The organism is Sphingobium sp. S6, assembly GCF_905120495.1.
GTDB classification, from domain to species: domain Bacteria; phylum Pseudomonadota; class Alphaproteobacteria; order Sphingomonadales; family Sphingomonadaceae; genus Sphingobium; species Sphingobium agri.
On the sequence record NZ_CAJHOG010000001.1, the window covers coordinates 805566 to 821865 of the forward strand.

The 16300-nt window shown below is 62.7% G+C and carries 25 protein-coding genes; all 25 read right to left on the minus strand.

Annotated features, from left to right (window positions below):
- Window positions 1-235: 235 nt before the first annotated feature.
- On the minus strand, window positions 236-349 hold the full coding sequence (locus SPHS8_RS04045) for a phage tail assembly chaperone (protein WP_201514176.1): 114 nt from the start codon (window positions 347-349) through the stop codon (window positions 236-238).
- Complete coding sequence (locus tag SPHS8_RS04050; protein WP_201514178.1) at window positions 349-777, minus strand: GTA-gp10 family protein; 429 nt, start codon at window positions 775-777, stop codon at window positions 349-351. The genes SPHS8_RS04045 and SPHS8_RS04050 overlap by 1 nt, the downstream gene beginning before the upstream one ends.
- Window positions 777-1202, minus strand: a complete 426-nt coding sequence (locus SPHS8_RS04055; RefSeq protein WP_201514180.1) for a phage tail tube protein — start codon at window positions 1200-1202, stop codon at window positions 777-779. The genes SPHS8_RS04050 and SPHS8_RS04055 overlap by 1 nt, the downstream gene beginning before the upstream one ends.
- Before the next feature lie 18 nt (window positions 1203-1220).
- Window positions 1221-1625 (minus strand): tail completion protein gp17, encoded by a 405-nt coding sequence (gene gp17, locus SPHS8_RS04060; protein ID WP_201514182.1) that lies wholly within the window; start codon window positions 1623-1625, stop codon window positions 1221-1223.
- Between the two features lie 3 nt (window positions 1626-1628).
- Window positions 1629-2192 carry a hypothetical protein gene (locus tag SPHS8_RS04065; protein WP_201514184.1) on the minus strand — a complete coding sequence of 188 codons (564 nt, stop codon included), beginning with the start codon at window positions 2190-2192 and terminating at the stop codon, window positions 1629-1631.
- Window positions 2189-2542, minus strand: coding sequence for a phage head closure protein (locus SPHS8_RS04070; protein WP_201514186.1), 354 nt, complete (start codon window positions 2540-2542; stop codon window positions 2189-2191). Before SPHS8_RS04070 ends, SPHS8_RS04065 begins: the two co-directional genes overlap by 4 nt.
- Window positions 2539-3075, minus strand: coding sequence for a head-tail connector protein (locus SPHS8_RS04075; protein ID WP_201514188.1), 537 nt, complete (start codon window positions 3073-3075; stop codon window positions 2539-2541). Before SPHS8_RS04075 ends, SPHS8_RS04070 begins: the two co-directional genes overlap by 4 nt.
- A 3-nt stretch (window positions 3076-3078) precedes the next feature.
- Window positions 3079-3498 carry a hypothetical protein gene (locus SPHS8_RS04080; protein WP_236574951.1) on the minus strand — a complete coding sequence of 140 codons (420 nt, stop codon included), beginning with the start codon at window positions 3496-3498 and terminating at the stop codon, window positions 3079-3081.
- Window positions 3499-3568: 70 nt separating this feature from the next.
- Window positions 3569-4846 (minus strand): phage major capsid protein, encoded by a 1278-nt coding sequence (locus SPHS8_RS04085; protein ID WP_030540562.1) that lies wholly within the window; start codon window positions 4844-4846, stop codon window positions 3569-3571.
- Window positions 4847-4938: 92 nt separating this feature from the next.
- Window positions 4939-5559, minus strand: a complete 621-nt coding sequence (locus SPHS8_RS04090) for an HK97 family phage prohead protease (RefSeq protein ID WP_201514192.1) — start codon at window positions 5557-5559, stop codon at window positions 4939-4941.
- Entirely contained in the window at window positions 5534-6823 is a 1290-nt protein-coding gene (locus tag SPHS8_RS04095) for a phage portal protein (protein ID WP_201514194.1), read from the minus strand. Before SPHS8_RS04095 ends, SPHS8_RS04090 begins: the two co-directional genes overlap by 26 nt.
- Window positions 6823-8604, minus strand: a complete 1782-nt coding sequence (locus SPHS8_RS04100; RefSeq protein WP_201514195.1) for a terminase large subunit — start codon at window positions 8602-8604, stop codon at window positions 6823-6825. The genes SPHS8_RS04095 and SPHS8_RS04100 overlap by 1 nt, the downstream gene beginning before the upstream one ends.
- A gap of 1 nt (window position 8605) precedes the next feature.
- Window positions 8606-9049 carry a P27 family phage terminase small subunit gene (locus tag SPHS8_RS04105; RefSeq protein WP_236575007.1) on the minus strand — a complete coding sequence of 148 codons (444 nt, stop codon included), beginning with the start codon at window positions 9047-9049 and terminating at the stop codon, window positions 8606-8608.
- Between the two features lie 226 nt (window positions 9050-9275).
- Window positions 9276-9602 (minus strand): HNH endonuclease, encoded by a 327-nt coding sequence (locus tag SPHS8_RS04110; RefSeq protein ID WP_201514197.1) that lies wholly within the window; start codon window positions 9600-9602, stop codon window positions 9276-9278.
- Window positions 9603-9914 carry a hypothetical protein gene (locus SPHS8_RS04115; protein WP_201514198.1) on the minus strand — a complete coding sequence of 104 codons (312 nt, stop codon included), beginning with the start codon at window positions 9912-9914 and terminating at the stop codon, window positions 9603-9605.
- A complete protein-coding gene (locus SPHS8_RS04120) occupies window positions 9911-10567 on the minus strand; it encodes a DUF3164 family protein (protein ID WP_201514199.1) in 657 nt (218 codons plus the stop codon). The genes SPHS8_RS04115 and SPHS8_RS04120 overlap by 4 nt, the downstream gene beginning before the upstream one ends.
- Window positions 10568-10646: 79 nt before the next feature.
- Window positions 10647-10808, minus strand: coding sequence for a hypothetical protein (locus SPHS8_RS04125; RefSeq protein ID WP_201514200.1), 162 nt, complete (start codon window positions 10806-10808; stop codon window positions 10647-10649).
- Between the two features lie 13 nt (window positions 10809-10821).
- Window positions 10822-11058: a hypothetical protein gene (locus SPHS8_RS04130; protein WP_201514202.1), complete on the minus strand. Its 237-nt coding sequence runs from the start codon at window positions 11056-11058 to the stop codon at window positions 10822-10824.
- Between the two features lie 527 nt (window positions 11059-11585).
- Window positions 11586-12221, minus strand: a complete 636-nt coding sequence (locus tag SPHS8_RS04135; protein WP_236574952.1) for a hypothetical protein — start codon at window positions 12219-12221, stop codon at window positions 11586-11588.
- 72 nt (window positions 12222-12293) lie between these two features.
- Window positions 12294-12800: a hypothetical protein gene (locus SPHS8_RS04140; protein ID WP_201514204.1), complete on the minus strand. Its 507-nt coding sequence runs from the start codon at window positions 12798-12800 to the stop codon at window positions 12294-12296.
- Complete coding sequence (locus tag SPHS8_RS04145; RefSeq protein WP_201514206.1) at window positions 12787-13188, minus strand: LexA family protein; 402 nt, start codon at window positions 13186-13188, stop codon at window positions 12787-12789. The genes SPHS8_RS04140 and SPHS8_RS04145 overlap by 14 nt, the downstream gene beginning before the upstream one ends.
- 62 nt (window positions 13189-13250) lie before the next feature.
- Complete coding sequence (locus SPHS8_RS04150; protein WP_201514208.1) at window positions 13251-14129, minus strand: hypothetical protein; 879 nt, start codon at window positions 14127-14129, stop codon at window positions 13251-13253.
- Window positions 14130-14134: 5 nt separating this feature from the next.
- Entirely contained in the window at window positions 14135-15049 is a 915-nt protein-coding gene (locus SPHS8_RS04155; protein ID WP_236574953.1) for a hypothetical protein, read from the minus strand.
- Window positions 15050-15060: 11 nt separating this feature from the next.
- The gene (locus SPHS8_RS04160) at window positions 15061-15564 is read right to left on the minus strand and encodes a hypothetical protein (protein ID WP_201514210.1); all 504 of its coding nucleotides are present in this window, start codon (window positions 15562-15564) and stop codon (window positions 15061-15063) included.
- Window positions 15561-16295, minus strand: coding sequence for a tellurite resistance TerB family protein (locus tag SPHS8_RS04165; RefSeq protein ID WP_201514211.1), 735 nt, complete (start codon window positions 16293-16295; stop codon window positions 15561-15563). Before SPHS8_RS04165 ends, SPHS8_RS04160 begins: the two co-directional genes overlap by 4 nt.
- Window positions 16296-16300: the final 5 nt, after the last annotated feature.

Genomic DNA, 16300 nt, shown 5'->3' on the forward strand with positions numbered 1-16300 from the left:
GCGATGCGGCGGAATGTATCCTGATAGGCACGCTCCGCCTGCTTCAGCGCCGGAAGACCGGAACTGCCGAGCTTGGCCATCTCCTTCTCGACTTCTTCGATCACATTGATCGCCGCGCCGCTGAAGTCGTTGATGATGGTCTTGCCGGCGGTCATGGCGGTGCGCAGGCCACCAACGTCGCCCGACACCTGGAGATAGAGGTCGCGCCGGTTTCCCCTTGCCATCCGCTATCCCCTTATTGTTGCTGGTTGGCCGCGATGCGCGCGTCCACCATCGACCAGAATTCATGCGGTGTGGCCGACCAGAACTGGTCGGCGCTCCACCCGAAGCCATTGAGCGCGACGCCCATCAGGCGGCGCCAGCGGTCCTTTTCGATTCCGCTGGAGCCGCCTTCGCTTCCCCCGACGCCTTGCGCCCGCCCGACGCCGCATCAATGAGGCAGAGCGTTAAACGCGCCATCGCGCGATGGACGCCCTCCTCGTAGATCAGTTCGCCGATTCGGTCGTCATCGACCTGGGCGGTAAGTTCGTCGCCGTCAGGCGCGCCGGTGCGGATCAACTCCCCGGCGATCATGCCCATCTGCTGAAGAGAAAGGCTGCCGGTGTTCCCCGCACGAAACAGGTCCATGATGCTGAGGCCTGTCGTCCGCTCGATCGCGACGATCGCGCTGTGCGATGGGCGCATGCGATAGGCAACGCCGGCGAGCACAAGCTCATGCTCGCCTCGTTCCGGATTGGCCGGCGACCGGGTCGCCGCGCCCTGCTTCGGTGCCGCCATTAGACGGTGGCCGTCAGATCATCGATGATCGGCGCGCCAATGTTGGCCATGTCACAGCTGAAGGTGACGGCTCCGGTCTGCGGATGTTCGGACGAGAAGTTGCCGACGCCCACCAGGCCGTGGAACTTGATTACGCTGCCCTTCTTGATCTGGACGTTAATCTCCGGCGGCGAAGCCTTCGAGGCAGCGAACAGGGCGCTGAACGCAGCGTCCGGAAGCTTCAGGTTGCCCGACACGCTGATCGTCAGCTTCTGCTGACCGTAGCCGGTGCTGCCATAAGAGCCGGAGCTCTTGTCGGACAGGTCGATTTCGGCCGATGCGCGGCGGAAGCTGAAGCCGGTTTCACCGCCCAGTGCCGTGAAAACTTCCGGATCCTCGCCGTCGCCCATGCAGACGCGCCAGTCCTTGCCATACTCATTTGCCATAAGGTCTCCTTCCGGCGATCAGGCCGGCTCTGCGTAAAATTCGAAGGTGCTGATGCCCGCGTAAGTGACGCCGTCGGGCCCGGCGTTGCTGACGGTCGAGCCCATGAAATTGGGCGTTTCGAACTGGACCCCGTCTGCTTCCAGTTCACGTCCTTCCAGCGCGGCGCGAGCGGCATGCATCAGCGCCAGCAACGGCGCGCGGCTCGACCCGCGGGTCACGAAGTGCAGTTCGACGCTGACCAGTTCGGTCTGGCTGCCCTTGCTGCCCTCGTTGGAAATGTCGATTGAGCCGACCATCACGAATGGCGGCGAGGTGTCCTGCTTCACATGCTGGTGCACGCTGCCCAGCTCGGGCGATACGTCCGCCTTCAGCCGCGCGACCACCGCGTCCTGCGACGGAGTGACCAGGTCGATGATGTCCATGAACTATGCTCCGGCCCGGGCCAGCGTATCGCTCCAGAAATTCGCCAACCTTTGGGTGGCGATCTCTTGAGCGTTGGGAATGAAGATGAAGGGATGCGCCGGTAGCGCTTTCACCTTCATCGAATAGGTACTCGCTATGTCGGCCGCGAGCTTCCGCCCCCGCGACGTGCGCAGGATCCTTTTCTTGTTGCCATCGCCAATGTCGGCCAGGACGCGCCTGCGCCGCTGAACGATGACCGTCTGCGCCTTGCGGCCGAATTCAATGATGCGCCCGTAGAACAAATCGCCGTAGTTCCGGCCGTTCACCTTCTTGCGCCGGCGCTTGGACTGCCCGCTTCGCTGCCCCATCAGGCCGACACGCACGCGCAACTGCTCGAGCATCAGCCACACGGACAGGCCGGCGCGCAGCGCGCCAGTGTCTTCCGGCGCGGCTGCGCGCTGCTGGTCACGATATTCCCGACCGATGATCGCCAGCTCGACGCCCAGCTGCTCGCGCGCAGCTTCCGTGAGCGTGTCGAAGCGGCGAAGGATTACCTCGGTCCCCTCGAGCCGGGAATATTGCATCATACGACGTCGCTCCGCGCTCCTGCGGTATCGGCAATGATGACCAGGTCACGGCGGAGGCCGTCTGGATCCTGGGCGGAGGTGATGTTGAGGTTGATCGAGCCGAATTTGACCTGATCAGCCGTCAGGATGTCCCCCCGCCAGCGGATCCGAAACCGATAGACGGCGATTCCCTGGTGCACCTTGTCCAGCGTGGCTTCACGGCCAGAAAGCCCCTCCGCCTCTGCCCACGGATTGGCGATCGTCGCCCACTCGCTGGTGTATGCGCCCTTGCCGTCGTCAACCTCGACCAGGCGCCGGATCGTGATCTTGTGCCGCCGGCGCGGGTAGTTGACGTAGCTGCGCCTGGTCACAGCCAGATCCGGTCGTTGGTGGTCGCTGCGAACAGATCGAACGGCACGCCATCAAAGCGGGCGCGTACATCCATTTTCAGCGCCAGAGAGATGGATGGAGGAATGGCGTCGCCGTATCCTACATTGAGGCGGAGGCCGATCGCGCCGGAAGCTCTCTGCGCGGCACCGCGCGGCCAGCTGCGCCCCGGCTTGGGTCGGATGCCCTTCTCAAGCCCGGCGCCGAACAACTCATAGTCGGCCTGGTCGATCGTCACATCGCTGCCGGCGGCGTCACGATAGGTGATTTCCGCCACGGCGTTGACCGGGCCGATCGTGAGATGCTCCAGATCGTCGAAATGGTCGGCGCGGAGCTCGACCAACTGCTCGCTAATCCGGGTGGACGTAAGGCGCTCAATCTCACCGATCGACGCGTTGACGTAGGCGCGAATCTCTTCGTCCAGATCATCGCCATCGATGCGAAGAAAGGTTTTTACCGGCGCGAGCTCGACGACGTCGCCCTCGGGCCCGGTGATGACGATCGGCGCGCTCAGCATCGGTCAGCCTTCAACCGGCGGATCGCAATCAACTGCGAAGCCTGCATTGACCAAGCGCTGCGCTTCCGACGGCGCGTCATCATCGCCGGGAACGTCGCAGAACGGGTGCTTGTCGCCGGGAGCAAGGCTGATGGCAGGGCCGGAAATACCGGTGATCATGCGCAGCCAGCGGATCTCGCCTGACTTCGCGGGGGCTGCAGCAGGCGTCTTCGCCTCGGCAGGTTCAAGTGCGGGCACAGGCGGCGCAGGCGGTGTTTCATCGTCGAGAGGCGGACCGCCATTGTGACCGATGCCCGCGAGCGGTGTGGATGCCTCCTCGATGGGAGCAGCCTGCGCGGGAGATGCGGCAGCGGCGGGCGCGGCGGACGAAGTCGACGCGGCGGCAGTGCGGCGCGACGCGCCTCGGGGGGCTTTCGCCATCATGTTGTCTCCCGATGGAGTGAGAAAAGCGGGGTGACCATCGGCCACCCCGCCAGCTCATGCTCTGCCTAGATCAGGCGAGCTTCAGGTGCTTGACCGCGTTCGAGTCCAGAAGGTCGCCGTCGTAGCGGATGAGACCCGCCATCCCGACCTTCGGCCAGAAGCGCTCGCGGACCGTCCCGATCAGCGGCGAGCCGACCTTGCGAACGGTGTAGCGGCTGAAGTCGCCGAAGATGATGGCGCGGTTGCCGGTGGCGATCGCGGGCACATCGTCGTTGACCGAATAGGGCTTGCCCAGGATCAAGTCGGGCGCGCCGACGCGCACGTCGCCCATCTGCCAGAGGAAATTGCCCTGGCCGTCCTTCAGCTTGCGGATCGATCCCAGCGTGGTGTCTGCGAACATCCAGCGGCAGAAGGGGCTGCGACGATAAGCAGCGTTCACCGAATGCTGCAGGTCGATCAGCTCGTCGGCTGCGATCGCGGTCGCCGAGACCGCCGTCTTGCCTAGCGCCGAGGCAACGACGACGCCGCGAGCCTCATCGACACCGGTGCCGACCGTCAGCTTGGCGTTCGCGCCACGGCCGAGGCGTTCACCGAGCTTGCGCGCTACGAACTGCTCGATGTTGAAAGCGGAGTCCTGGAGCAGCTCGAAGCTGATCTTCAGCCAAGGGGTTGCATAGACGAAGGCAGCCAACGACGCCTGGCCGAACACCAGATCTCCGCTGTTGTCATCCGTCAGATCGTCGCCCTCTTCGAGAAGCGCCGACGACTTGCCCGTGTCATCGTTGGTGGGAATGTCGAACGGGTTGCCCGAACTGGTGATCATCTCATCGGTGATGGTGCCGTCATACATCGGACCCCAGTCCTTCATGACTTCCACGATGCGGTTCGCCAGCGTGGTCGGGACGGTATAGCCCCCGCCCGCGGCAGTGCCCGCGGTCTGCGTCCGATTTTCCACATAGCCGCGGCGCAGCAGCGATCGCTGCTCCGTATCCAAGGCGCTGATGTCGCCGCCTTCGCTCAGCATGGCATAGAAGGCGTCCCGATATTCAGCCTGCAGCTGCTCGGCGTCCTTCTCCTCATCGCCGCCTTCCTGGCCGCGATGCTCGACGTCACGGCCGCGCGGGCGATTGCGCGAGCGGCGTTCTTCCTCCGCGCGCTCGGCGGCGGCGGTGCGCTCTTCGCGGGCGATCTTCTGATCGAGGGCGTCCACCTTCGACATGACCTGGTCGTGGCGCTGTTCGAGCTCCGCAGCCTTCGTGGTGTCGGTTTCCTTCTCGGCCTGCGTCAGCAGGTCGCGGGCCTCGGTAACGAGCTGGCCCCGCTCCTCATAATACTGGGTGAGAATCATCTCATGCTCCTGGTAAAGAAAAACCCCGCACGAGCGGGGCGATCAGGGCGAGAAGCGGGCTGCTTTCGCCACCTCCGGCTTTCGCCGGGAACTCAGATTTTCCGCTCTGACTGAGCGAGCCGCATGCGCTTGGCGGCAATGCGGCCGAGTGCACCGGTTTTGTTGTGGCTGCGCCGCTCCTGGCGAGCACCTTCCAGCGATCGGAGCCCTACCTCCGTCTGATGCCACACCGGCATGGGCGTGTAGGTGATCTCATAGAGCTCGCCCTCCAGGATGGTTCGCCGGGGCGGCTCCGTGGTGTCGTCCCATTCCTGCTTCGTCGCTCGAAACCCGAAAGACATGCCAGCGATGTCGCCGCGCTCGATCTGCACAGCAAGATCGCGGCCGTCAGACGTGTCGGGCAGCGGGTTTTCAAACGACAGGCCCTTGGCATCGGACCGGAGTGTCAGCGTGCCAGCATTCTTCCGGCCGACCACACGCCCGGTGTCGTGGCTGTGAACAGCGAGGACGTCCCGCTCCTGGAGCGACTTGTCAAACGCACCAGGTGCAATCGTCTCGATCCAAAGATCGTGGACGTTGGCCTCCTGGTCATAAAGCACGGCATAGCCGCTGGCTCTCCGGGCATCTTTGGCGCCATCAGCCGCGCGGATTTCCAGGCCCTCGGTGAGCGCGCGAAACTCACGCTGATCAGTCGTCGGTTTGGGTGCCGGCATCGTCGCCGTCCTCCTTGTTGTCGTTGATGGGCGGCTCGCCGTTGTTACCGACCGGCGGTGTCGTCCCGAGCGGCACCGTCGCGCCCTGAATGTAGAGCTTGGATCCGGCGCCGCTGGGATCGGCCGGTCGATCCTCGAGCGCCCTGCCCTCGTCCGGCGTCATCTGGCCCGTCATGATAGCGCGCGCGATGCCCTCGATCCGATCCTTGAACGCGCCACGCTGCATGCCGTCCAGATTGTGCTTCACCTTGCGGCTGCGCCGGCGCTGCCCGAACAGTTTGAGGTTGAGCTCGTCCTCGAACGCCTTGGCCCATTGGCCGAGCGTGTGCTTCACCAGCTGCAAATCCTGCTGCTCGGTGTTGGAAAAGGTGCCTTTGGACAGATCCTGCACAAAGACCGGGGGCAGGCCCCATATCCGGGCGACTTCCTGGATCTGGAAGAGCCGCGCTTCCGTCATCTGACCTTTGGCCGGCTCGATGCCAATCGGATTCAACTTATGGCCCGGGGGCATGCCGAAAAATGGCGCTCCTGCCTTTTTCGCCAGATCGATCGCGCGATTGATGTCCGCCTGCGCGCGCTTGAACGCCTCCGCGCCTTGGGGAAGTGGACCCTCCAGCGCGAGCGGCGGGACGCCGCCACTGGCGAAGAAGCTGCCGGCGAAGTCGTTCATGGCCAACGCAAGCGCGATCGCCTTTCGGCCGAGGAAAATCGGGCTGTAATGGCCGACCAGATCCGACTTCGGCATGAACGTGACGTCGATCACGTCCCGCGCCGGATATTCACGCCCGCCGTTGCGGTAATATTTCCGGCCATCACGGCGGATGATCGTCGTTTCGCGCGGATCGAGCGGCCAGAGCGCGACTGGCTTCACGCCCGCGCGTTCAATCCAACTCATCCCGCGGCCGCCAGTGAACACCTGCTGCCATTTGTGCCGCCGCCACTCGAAGCTGGAAACCTCCTCATTGGGCGCTTCGTTCAGCAACATGGCAAGATTGCCGTCGATCTTCTCCCCGCCCTCTCCACCGCGGAACGCCTGCAGGGGCAAGCTGGCAAGCGCGCGGGACAGGAAGCCGACCGCGCACATAACGGCGGGAACGCCCAGCGCCGCGTCGATCGAAACTGGCGGCAGAGCGCCGCGGCTGTCGAGCACGCCGAGCATGGCCAGCAGGGCCTCGGGGTTTTCGCTCAGACGATACGTGGGATCTTCGATCGACCGCGCCTCGATGCGAGCGCGGGACTGGCGGACATAATCATCGGGCGACATCAGGCTTCGTCCGCTCCGCTCATGCTGAATTCTGGGTCATCCCAGGGCGATGCAGGCATTTCTTCCTTCTCCTCGCCCATGTGGACGCCAAGCGCGCTCATCAGCGCGACCGGGTTGTCGATCTTGAGATGCGCCTGTCCCTCTGGTTTGTTGGGATAGACGTTGTCCTTTTTGTCGGGTGCGCCCACGACGTTGGAGATTTCCCACTCCATTACCGGGTCACCGCCGTGGATGATCCGACGCGATCGCATCAGCGCGTCCAATTCCTTCATCGGCTCGCTGAAGTTCAGTACCGTTGGACGATATTCGATCACGGGCACGCCGGTCTTTGCCAGGCGGGTGGATAGCTGCGTTGCCTGGAAAGGATCGTAAGGTACGTGCTCTACCTGGAACCGCTCGGCCGCTTCACTGATCGCGGCTTCAATCTCATCATAGTCGACGATGTTGCCGGTTGTGACGTCAAGAAGCCCGAGCGCGTCCCACCCCAGATAAGCGGGAACATCAGCTACCGTGTCCGCAGGGAGGAAATACCGCCCTATGCGGATGAATGGGTCCTCCTGTGTCGCTCTCTCACCCAAAGGCAAGAACAGATATTCCAGCGCAGCGATGTCGATCTTCGACGCCAGGTCGAGGCCGAGAATGACGCGTCGGCCGCGCAGCCAATCAAGAGCCAGTGCTTCCTGCGGGTTGGCAGGGATCTCCGGGTCCTTGCATTTGCGCCATGCTTCGACGTCGTAATAGGCAGCCTTCGCGGACACCCATAGATTGAGGTGCTTCGTCTTTGTGACGCCGGCCTTGCGGGGCGTCGCGACTGCATCGCGGATCCGCGCACGGAGGAAATCTCCCGAGACAGAAACGTCGATGTTAGGATTGGCCTTGCGAACCGCGAGCTCGGACTTCCAATCGTCGCTGTCGTCGATCGTATATTCGACGAACAGCGTTTCATGATCGAGCGGCACTCCGTCAGCCTGCCCGACCCCGGCCAGGATTTTCCGCTCCTCCTGGATCAGCGCGTAACAGGGGCCAGCCAGGTTATCGCCCGCCGTCGTGATCAGCAGCTGCAGGGGCTGGTCGCGTGCCCCCATGCCGGTGATCATCGTGTCGACCTGCCCGTCGTCGGCATGCTCATGATATTCGTCGTGGATCGAGCAGCTGGGGCTCTGTCCGTCGCCGGGGTCGCCGACGATCGTCTCGAACTTTGATCCGTCCGCGATCCTGACGATCGACTTCGCCGGCACCTCGAGGCCAAAATGCTTCTTCAGCGCTGGCGTTCGCTCGACCATCAGCCGGGCAGGCTTGAAGACTTCCCACGCCTGCTTTTCGTTGGTGGCACCGGAGTAAACTTCGGCGCCGAATTCTCCATCGGCACAGAGCATGTACAGCCCAATGCCCGCCGCGATCGCGGACTTGCCGTTCTTCCGAGGGACAACCAGGAAGAGGCGGCGGAATCGCCGGAGCCCCTTTCGCTCGCCTGCCCTGTAGATCCACCCGAATGTGAGGCAGATGATCCAGACCTGCCAAGGCTGCAGAACCAGGCGCTCCTTCGATCGCGCCCACTTCCCCTTGCTGTGCGGCAGCTTCTCGATGAAGCGACACGGCCGCGCCGCCTTCTCCTCGTCGAAGGCGAAGGGAAATTTGCTCCCCCTGATCTTGCTGAGCTTCAGCTCGTCCAGGAAGCGGCGGCATTGCAGCCGGATTTGCAACCCTGCCGGGATCTTCCCGGAACAGACATCTGCGGCATATTTCCGGGCTATCGCCGGATGATCACGCTCTCCCTGCACATTAGAAGCCGTTGAACTCGTTGTCCTGCTGCTGCTTGTGGCCGGTAGCCAGCTTCAGCGCGGCGGACGGATTGAGCATCAACTCGCCAAGAAGCGATTGAGCGTGGCGCAGTGCCTCTGACAGCATGGCCACTTCTGGTCGGGCGCGGATCATCTCAAAGACGACCTCCTTACCCTCGATCTTCTTGCTGGTTTTGCTCTTGAAGGTGTCGCCTTCCACCTCGAGCACAGCCTGATAGCGGGCGATCTGAGACAGGCGCAGCGCCAGCAGCCCGACATGATCCGCGTAGTGCGGACTTGCGCGCTTCTGCGCTTCAAGAATTTGCGCGATCGCTGCGAAATGCTGCCGCTCGATATCCGAAAGATGCAGTGGTGCGATCATTGGACCGAGCGGCACGTCCTCATTGACTTTCGCGTCGCGATCGGCGCGATATGTGCCCTGCACTTCCTTCAACGCAGGATCTTTACGCTTGCGACCGGCACCGGACCGGGATCCACCTCTTGCCATCCCGGGCCCTCACTTTTTACCCTTTGATTTTGACCGCGTAAGAAAATGCCTGACGTGCGGTCCTGGCAGGGGGTTTGCCCCCAAAACCATCCCTCCCCCTCCCCGGCCGGGCCTCGCCGCCCTCGGCGGGCGACCCGCAGGCACCACCCCGGGCTGGCGGGGGTCAGCCGCCGCGCCGCCTGCCTCGCGCAGATTCGCGCGCGGTCTTGGCCTTGCTGTGCGGCCAGCACAGGCCCTGATAGTTCGACCGCACCGTCTTGCCGCCTTCCGCCTGGTTGGCGATGTGATCGGCGACGGCAGTCGGCCGAGGAGGCACCACGCCGTCAGCGACGCACTGCCTGCAGTAAGGCTCTTCGATCAGCACCTGCTTGCGGATGGCGTCGTGCTCGGCGCCATAGCCGCGCTGCTGCCGGCTCTTGCCCTTGCTGGTCGCCCAAGGTTCCGGCGGACGCCAACCAGCTGGGCGGAAGCGCGGCGCTTGCGTCGGCATTCAAGCCTCGCGAACTGTCGTCACAGAGAGATCAGCGATCACGCCGCTGCCAGACGCCTCGATATTGTAGACGTCCAGGTCGACCAGAACGAAGCCTGGAACATAGAGAGCATCATCGTCCAGCGTATCCAGCCAAGCATTATTGGCCGGGCCTTCGACCTGCATGGAGAAACTGTGGTCGACCCGGTCATAGCGTGGATGATTGACCGGGCCGGAGCCCTCGCCAATGAAGTCGATCGTGCAACCAGCCGCCTCGGCCGAGCGCTCCAACTCGCGCTTCAGTCGATCGACGGCCATATCGACGAAACTCATGCCGCCGACACGTCAATAGCGATGGGTTGCCACACCGCCTGCGCGTTGGGGCGCTGATACATGCGGATGTATCGCTTCGATCCAACGATCCTGATGCTGTCGCGGATGGCGGTCATCGCCTTCTCCCAGCGCGGGTCGGAGATCTCGAGGCGGAGCAGCGAGAACAGCGCGGAGCGGTTGATGCGCCCTTGGCTGTCCACGTCAAAGGCGCGGGTGATCAGCGTGCGGATCTCGGCGCGGCTTTCGGCGGACCATTCGCGCAGACATTCGTCCACGATGCCCTTCGCCACCTGCAGCTCCGGACCGAACAGGATCGCATCAGCGACGGCGACCTTGATCATCATCAGGCCGTCATAGGAGGTGAAGGTCAGGTTGCCCTTCGATCCGCCGCGCTTCGCCTGATATTCCTGTTCGAGGAGGGCGACGAAGCCGTCAACGTCATCAAAGCTGTGCTGCCGGAAGCGCGCCACCTGCGCCGATAGCGGAAGGGCGAAGCCGACGATCTTGCGGACCAGCTCATCCTGGAGCTTGTCGATCGACTTCACGGCGACGTCGGGGATCAGCCCGCCATCGGCGTTGGTCCAGTAGACCGAGCCATCAATCTCGCGACGACCGGCGGGCGGCGTTGCCGAGCCTTCAGCACCGGTGCTCATGCGCGCACCAGACTGATTTGACACAGCGCCGTCGCCTGGTCGCTCTGGGGCGCTCGCTGTGTCGCCCTTGTAACGCGCTTCATCGTGTCGGGCGCCCCGACATGATGGACGGATCGACGTCCAGAACGACTTTCGCGTCGAGCTGATTGACCAGCGCGGCAAGGAACCGGCGAGTGACAAGCACCCGCTCTTCTCCTGGCCCGCCCGCCTCGCGGCGGAGCGCATCCAAATTTACCGTCATGGCACGTCTCCGATCAGAACAGGGCACTGGACTTGTCACCGCGCGTCTCGATCCAAAGCGGCGGCGCTGATGGCGCCCAGCTTCCGCGAAACGGTGCGACGATGGAGGCGGCGATGGCTTGGGCCCGCTCCTCCAGCGCGTCATAGTCACGCGCATGGCGAATGTTGCGGGCATCGCGGATCAGCAGGTCGAACTCAAAGCTGGCTCGCTCGAGCTGATCAGGGATCGACGGCCGGGTAGGCTTGGCCATGGCAGCGCCTCCATCGACGCAGAAAAGCCCACCGACCGGGGTCGACGGGCTCAAGACGCAATTCATGCGGGGTCGGATTTGCCGCTAACATGACCGTTTGGGGAGGCTCGATTTTGTAACGGTCCCAATCTTTCTTCCAGAGAGGGATAGGTAGTCAGCCCTCGCGCCCTACGCAGTGCGTCGTGGAACGCCACTGTCGGCTCAAAGCCGACCGAACGAGCAATGCTGGAGAAACTGGCTCGCACCTCATTGAACCGCGCTATGTCTTCAACATGATCGCTGCGTCCGCCTCGTTCCTTTCCCACCGCAGACCGCCAGAAGCTCACGAAACTGCGCTGATCGGAAGAGCGGCTGACTGACCAGAGATATGCCAGGGCAAATCGAAGGCCCGGGGCGGGCTGGACCGGCGCCTGCTGCGCCTGGTCCACCGCGTCATCCAGAACGCAGAGCGCTTTGAAGATGAGATGTTCCTGAGCGAGTCGCATAATGTGAACATAAAGAGAACGACTAGCGAGATGACAAGCCGTTTAGAGGATCCCGGCCTGTGCGGCGGCAAGCGTGGCTGCGTCGATCTCCTTGTATGCCTGCTGGATCAGCCGCCCCCAAAGGCCGAGCGCCTCCTCCAGAAACGCACCCGCCTTCCTCGCCGAAACCCGGTACCGCCGGGCGACGTCGGTCACCGCGGCATCGGCCACAATAATGTCCAGCGCGATCGCGGCGCGGCCGCCCAGCTGCGCCCGCCACCGGGAGTAGGCGACCTCGGCGCGCACCGCGCCGAGCGCCTCCCAGAACACGTCGCCATGTCGGCTTGTATCGACGCGGGTTTCGAGGCTTGCGGTGCTCACCGCCACGTCGGCGCCGATGCGCTCCGCCACCGTGCGGATCTCCTGCGCCCAGGCAACCTCTTCGATCGCCAGTCTGCCGCTGTTGTAGAGTCGCGCGATCGCGCCCTGGCGAACCTTGCTGGCATGATGGTGCGTTTCGGGCGTGCCGTGGCGCTTGTGCGCAAAGTCGCGTTGCAGATCAGCCCGCTCCTTCCGCAAGGCGCGCTCTTCCGCTGCTTTGCGTGGGTGGCGTTGCGCCCAGGCCGTCCGACGTTGCGTCTGCGCCCGGCTGCGTTGCGCTTCAATGCTGTTGGACTTCGCGCCCCTGGCCTTCGCCATGTCCGATATCTCCCTGCTCGCGCGCATCATGCGCGTGCGCGGGGATCAGCGGCAGGCTCGCATTTGTAACGGCTAGCGCGGGAGCAACCCGAACAAGGCCGATCCGCACCCGACGACGAAGAAGAGGATGCTGAAGAAGGCAAGTCCGAGCCCGGTCATATAGTGTCGGCCGCCACTCCGGTTATGCGCCTCCTCCTTAGAGCGATCCGCCTCAGGCTCGTCAGTCATAAGCCCACGCTCAAACCGCTCAGCCTCGGCGATCGCCTGATAGTAGAACATCTGCTGCGACAGGAACGCGAACAGGTGCGCGGCCAGCGTCAAGCCAAGGCCCAGCACGAACAAGGCGAACGCCACCCATAGCGGCGTGACGGAGAAGACGATCGGCGACCCCTTCTTCCCGACCAGGTTGCCGATGAAGGTGAACAGCCCGACGATCGCCCCGCCATTGGCAACCATCAGCGCATTGAGCATCTTCTCCGCAAAGCTGGCCTGGAAGCGCACGCGTTGCTCGGCGTCGGCATAGGCATTGTCGCGCGCCTTCGCCATGTTCGCACGGCGAACGTCCTTAATGTCGTGCACCGATTGCCCCTCTCGTTTCCGGTTCGCTTGCCCCCTCCGCATTCTCCTCAATGTCGAGGAGCGGCAGCGCATCCGGATGGATAATCTCCAACCGGCCGGGATTGACGACATAGCCCAGCGCCTGCAGCTGGCGCAGCGCTTCCTCATGGCTGCCGATCGGCGTCACGCCGCGGGTCTTCCCTGGAACGCGATGGAGCCGCTGCTCTCGCTCGAGCTTGCGGATCGCATCCTGGACGCGCGACCGGTTCGTGCCCACGGCAGCTGCGATTTCGCTTAGGGATGGGCCGACGCCATGCTCTTCATGATATCGACGGATGAACGCCAGCACTTGCAGCTTCCTGCTCGCCATAACCGGCGACAGGCGGGGTATGTCTTCCATGATCCCCATTGAGGGTGCCTCCCTGTGAGGGAAGAACATATGGGGAAAAGCATTAAAAATCCAGAAGATGCCTATGTGGCGTCGTTTCCGAACGGCGCCAGAGCCCAAGCCATCGGCCGCGGCTCCCCAGGGCTTTTTGCGGCCGCTGCTTCTCCTCGCTTGAACTCGTCGGCATCGAGCACATAGCAGAACTTCGTCCTCCGCTTCGTTCGGAATGTGTCGCGGTAAAGAATGACGCCGAAGATGTAGAGCTCGGCCTGGCCGCTGCGAAGCGCCTTCAGCTGATCCGTCGTGATCGCGTTGGGAGGATCGATCTCGCCTTCAGCTTCCTCTCCACCATGCACGACCATTGCGTTGGGTCGCCCGATCTTTGGCAAGTCTTCCCAAGAACGTGTGGCATGCTGCTCCGCTTCGGCCTCGGTCAGGACAGCGCCCGACCCCATGTGCACCAGTCCATATGCCGGTGTGGATCCGCCGTTGCGCAGCATGAAGGTGAAGCGGACGCGCTCGCTCCCGTCAGGAAATCGGAAATGCTGCAGCGTCCCCGGCTTGGCGGAGACATAGGCGCGCAGCTCTCGGCGACTAGTGAGACGGGTCTCCAACAATGTCCACACCAGCAGAAGGGTGCTAATGAAGCCAACGGCAGCCGCGATGATGTTGGAGAGAAACGCGTAATGCAGACTTTCGCGAGCGGCATCGACAGCCTTCCACTGAGCGCACAGCTCACTGCGGCGATCGTCGTTCTTCTCGTCGCAATTCACCTTCTCGGGAACGCCTACTGTACGATCGGGGACCGGAGCGACAGCCGCTGGGACATGGCTCGCCTTTGGGGCGTGAGCATCCTTCTGCTGTGGCTGGGCATTCACCTGCTGGTGACGACGATCGCCGATCTGTTGCCCAGCCGCTACTAGGCTGAATGCGAAGATCAGCAGAGTGACAAGACGTACCATGCTGATCAGGTCATCCTAATGGTGTCGCGGCATTGCGGCACGAGCTCAACCTTTCCGGCGATGAAGTCATCGTATGAAAACGGTTGAAGCGATCCCAGGAAGATCCTTTGACCGAAATGCCACAGTTGGGCGAGCTGATGCTCCTCCTCCCGCTCCGGCGAACGGTAGCGAAGGAGAAACCCGGCTGCGATGAGGCCGCTCTTCCTCTCAACCATTTGATCGATGTCCTGGAACACGATGATCCGCACGCTCTTAACCTCTCCGGGCGCGAAATCCCCGGTTCTTTGGCGACCCGCCCCGCCTTCTTCACCGCGAAGAAACTGGATCACAGTTGGCTGATCCGAGAGCCTGGCAGTTTTGCAATCTAGGCAGCCGCTGAGGACGGGCGTGGTGCCATAATTTGTCAGTTGAACGTCCATCAGGAGAACGCACTGACCATTCACGAAGTTGATGACATCGAATTTGATGTCAGTGATCTTTAGCCAGGGACGCCGATCAGCATAAGCATTATCCCGAGCGATATCGTTCGCTTCTCTGGCTGCAATCAACGCCCCCTGAGTATCCCTCATCGCTCGTCGAGTTAGATAGAGCTGGTAGGCAAGAAATATCGTTGCGACGAAGGTGATCAGCAGACCGAACGCAGCTATGATCATGGAGCCGAACGCCCATTTTGCGGACTCCTGTTGTGACTGGACTTCTGTCCGCCGCCGCTCATCCTCCCTGGCCTTGTCTGCCTTGGTGGTGGCATCGTTGAGAAGCGTGAAATCCGCCGCCTCGTTTCCTCCATGGCCGCGTTCGCTCGGGGCACCCGCTATGGGCCCGCTGGCACCATGGCGAATACCCTTCCCCGGCCGACCTGACGAGGCCGCGCCGTTCGCGGCTGCCATTAGACCCAGCGCAACGACAGGCAGGAACGACAAGCGAAGATTGTTCACTTCGGCCCGTACAGTTGCGTCAAGCCGAACACGAGCATGCTAACGACGAGGATCGTGCCAAAGACCCAGGCCATCATTTCCTTGTTGCGCAGCGCTTCCGCCTCGAGTGCCTCGTCGGATATCGGCGGCAGAACAGCCGGCGATGAGCTCGGCCGCGCCATTGGAACTGGATCTTCCGACGTGCTGGAACTGTCACCTGACACTTCCGCAAGTGGGCGCATCCCAGTTCCGACCGCCGTCTTGAACAGCTCCTCCAGCGCGCCTCCGACGAACAGTAGAACGCCCGCGAGGAACACGAAGCCGCCGCTATGGAAGACGAGCTCTCGCAACTGCGCGCGCGGCATGTTGTACGTTTCGGTGTAGCGACCTGAACCGATGACCGATCCCGTGTACGGCAAGGTGGTCATTTCTTCGGTGCTCACAGTCGAAGGCATCAAGGTAAGCGCCACCAGCGCAACGATCGCGCCCAGGGCGATCAACGAAATTCCCCAGATCTTCACGACTGCACCTGCGCCTTTAGCGCGTCACTCAACTCCAACGCCCAACCGATTTCGCTGCTGTGATGCTGACCATCAGCGTCCATGATGAGGCTGCTATGATCTAGGATCAGCCGCGAAACCTGCTTGCCGATCGGCGACGACTTTAGCCGCTTCACTGCCAGCAATACGTCACGGCCGTCTGGGGCGATCGCCCGGCTGCGACGTAATGTGGTTTCGATCATGGCATCGTCGCCGCCGAACCGCATGACGTACGCGGTTATCGCCGCTTCGAAGGCATCGGCTTCCATTGGATGAAAGCTCCCGTCGCACTTGGCCATGAACAGCGCGATCTGCGTGAAGGCAGTGAAGCCTTTGTCCTCGAATGGCAGGACGCCGGTAGCGGCAAGCATGTCGAAATGGCTCAACGCATCTACGACTTCGCCGGTGGACAGGTCCATCAACTCGCGAATGCTGGCGATCTTGAAGGTTCGGGGCCGCTCCCGCGAATGGCAGTAAGCTCGGATGTGTGTGGCTGCACCATACCCGTCCAGCTTGCTGCAAGTGATCTGGCGCTCGCTTTCAACACCTTTCGTGTCGACATAGACGATCTGGCACGCCCAAGAAGAGACCTCATCGCGGTCGGACAGATCGGCAGCGTCTAACTCATCATCATCGTCATTGATGATGGATATGGTGCGGAAAGCCATCGGCTGCGGCGTTACCCGCAGCTGCAGAAACTCGTTCGTGAACATCTATT

Bases quoted from the DNA above. Each gene is read 5' to 3' on its own strand.
- SPHS8_RS04130 (WP_201514202.1), bottom strand. From the start codon at position 11,058: ATGGCCAAGCCTACCCGGCCGTCGATCCCTGATCAGCTCGAGCGAGCC.
- SPHS8_RS04075 (WP_201514188.1), bottom strand. From the start codon at position 3,075: ATGCTGAGCGCGCCGATCGTCATCACCGGGCCCGAGGGCGACGTCGTC.
- SPHS8_RS04115 (WP_201514198.1), bottom strand. From the start codon at position 9,914: ATGAGTTTCGTCGATATGGCCGTCGATCGACTGAAGCGCGAGTTGGAG.
- SPHS8_RS04165 (WP_201514211.1), bottom strand. From the start codon at position 16,295: ATGTTCACGAACGAGTTTCTGCAGCTGCGGGTAACGCCGCAGCCGATG.
- SPHS8_RS04085 (WP_030540562.1), bottom strand. From the start codon at position 4,846: ATGATTCTCACCCAGTATTATGAGGAGCGGGGCCAGCTCGTTACCGAG.
- SPHS8_RS04065 (WP_201514184.1), bottom strand. From the start codon at position 2,192: ATGATGCAATATTCCCGGCTCGAGGGGACCGAGGTAATCCTTCGCCGC.
- SPHS8_RS04150 (WP_201514208.1), bottom strand. From the start codon at position 14,129: ATGGTACGTCTTGTCACTCTGCTGATCTTCGCATTCAGCCTAGTAGCG.
- SPHS8_RS04050 (WP_201514178.1), bottom strand. From the start codon at position 777: ATGGCGGCACCGAAGCAGGGCGCGGCGACCCGGTCGCCGGCCAATCCG.
- SPHS8_RS04125 (WP_201514200.1), bottom strand. From the start codon at position 10,808: ATGACGGTAAATTTGGATGCGCTCCGCCGCGAGGCGGGCGGGCCAGGA.
- SPHS8_RS04145 (WP_201514206.1), bottom strand. From the start codon at position 13,188: ATGGGGATCATGGAAGACATACCCCGCCTGTCGCCGGTTATGGCGAGC.
- SPHS8_RS04135 (WP_236574952.1), bottom strand. From the start codon at position 12,221: ATGGCGAAGGCCAGGGGCGCGAAGTCCAACAGCATTGAAGCGCAACGC.
- SPHS8_RS04055 (WP_201514180.1), bottom strand. From the start codon at position 1,202: ATGGCAAATGAGTATGGCAAGGACTGGCGCGTCTGCATGGGCGACGGC.
- SPHS8_RS04120 (WP_201514199.1), bottom strand. From the start codon at position 10,567: ATGAGCACCGGTGCTGAAGGCTCGGCAACGCCGCCCGCCGGTCGTCGC.
- SPHS8_RS04095 (WP_201514194.1), bottom strand. From the start codon at position 6,823: ATGTCGCCCGATGATTATGTCCGCCAGTCCCGCGCTCGCATCGAGGCG.
- SPHS8_RS04045 (WP_201514176.1), bottom strand. From the start codon at position 349: ATGGGCGTCGCGCTCAATGGCTTCGGGTGGAGCGCCGACCAGTTCTGG.
- SPHS8_RS04080 (WP_236574951.1), bottom strand. From the start codon at position 3,498: ATGATGGCGAAAGCCCCCCGAGGCGCGTCGCGCCGCACTGCCGCCGCG.
- gp17 (WP_201514182.1), bottom strand. From the start codon at position 1,625: ATGGACATCATCGACCTGGTCACTCCGTCGCAGGACGCGGTGGTCGCG.
- SPHS8_RS04090 (WP_201514192.1), bottom strand. From the start codon at position 5,559: ATGCCGGCACCCAAACCGACGACTGATCAGCGTGAGTTTCGCGCGCTC.
- SPHS8_RS04110 (WP_201514197.1), bottom strand. From the start codon at position 9,602: ATGCCGACGCAAGCGCCGCGCTTCCGCCCAGCTGGTTGGCGTCCGCCG.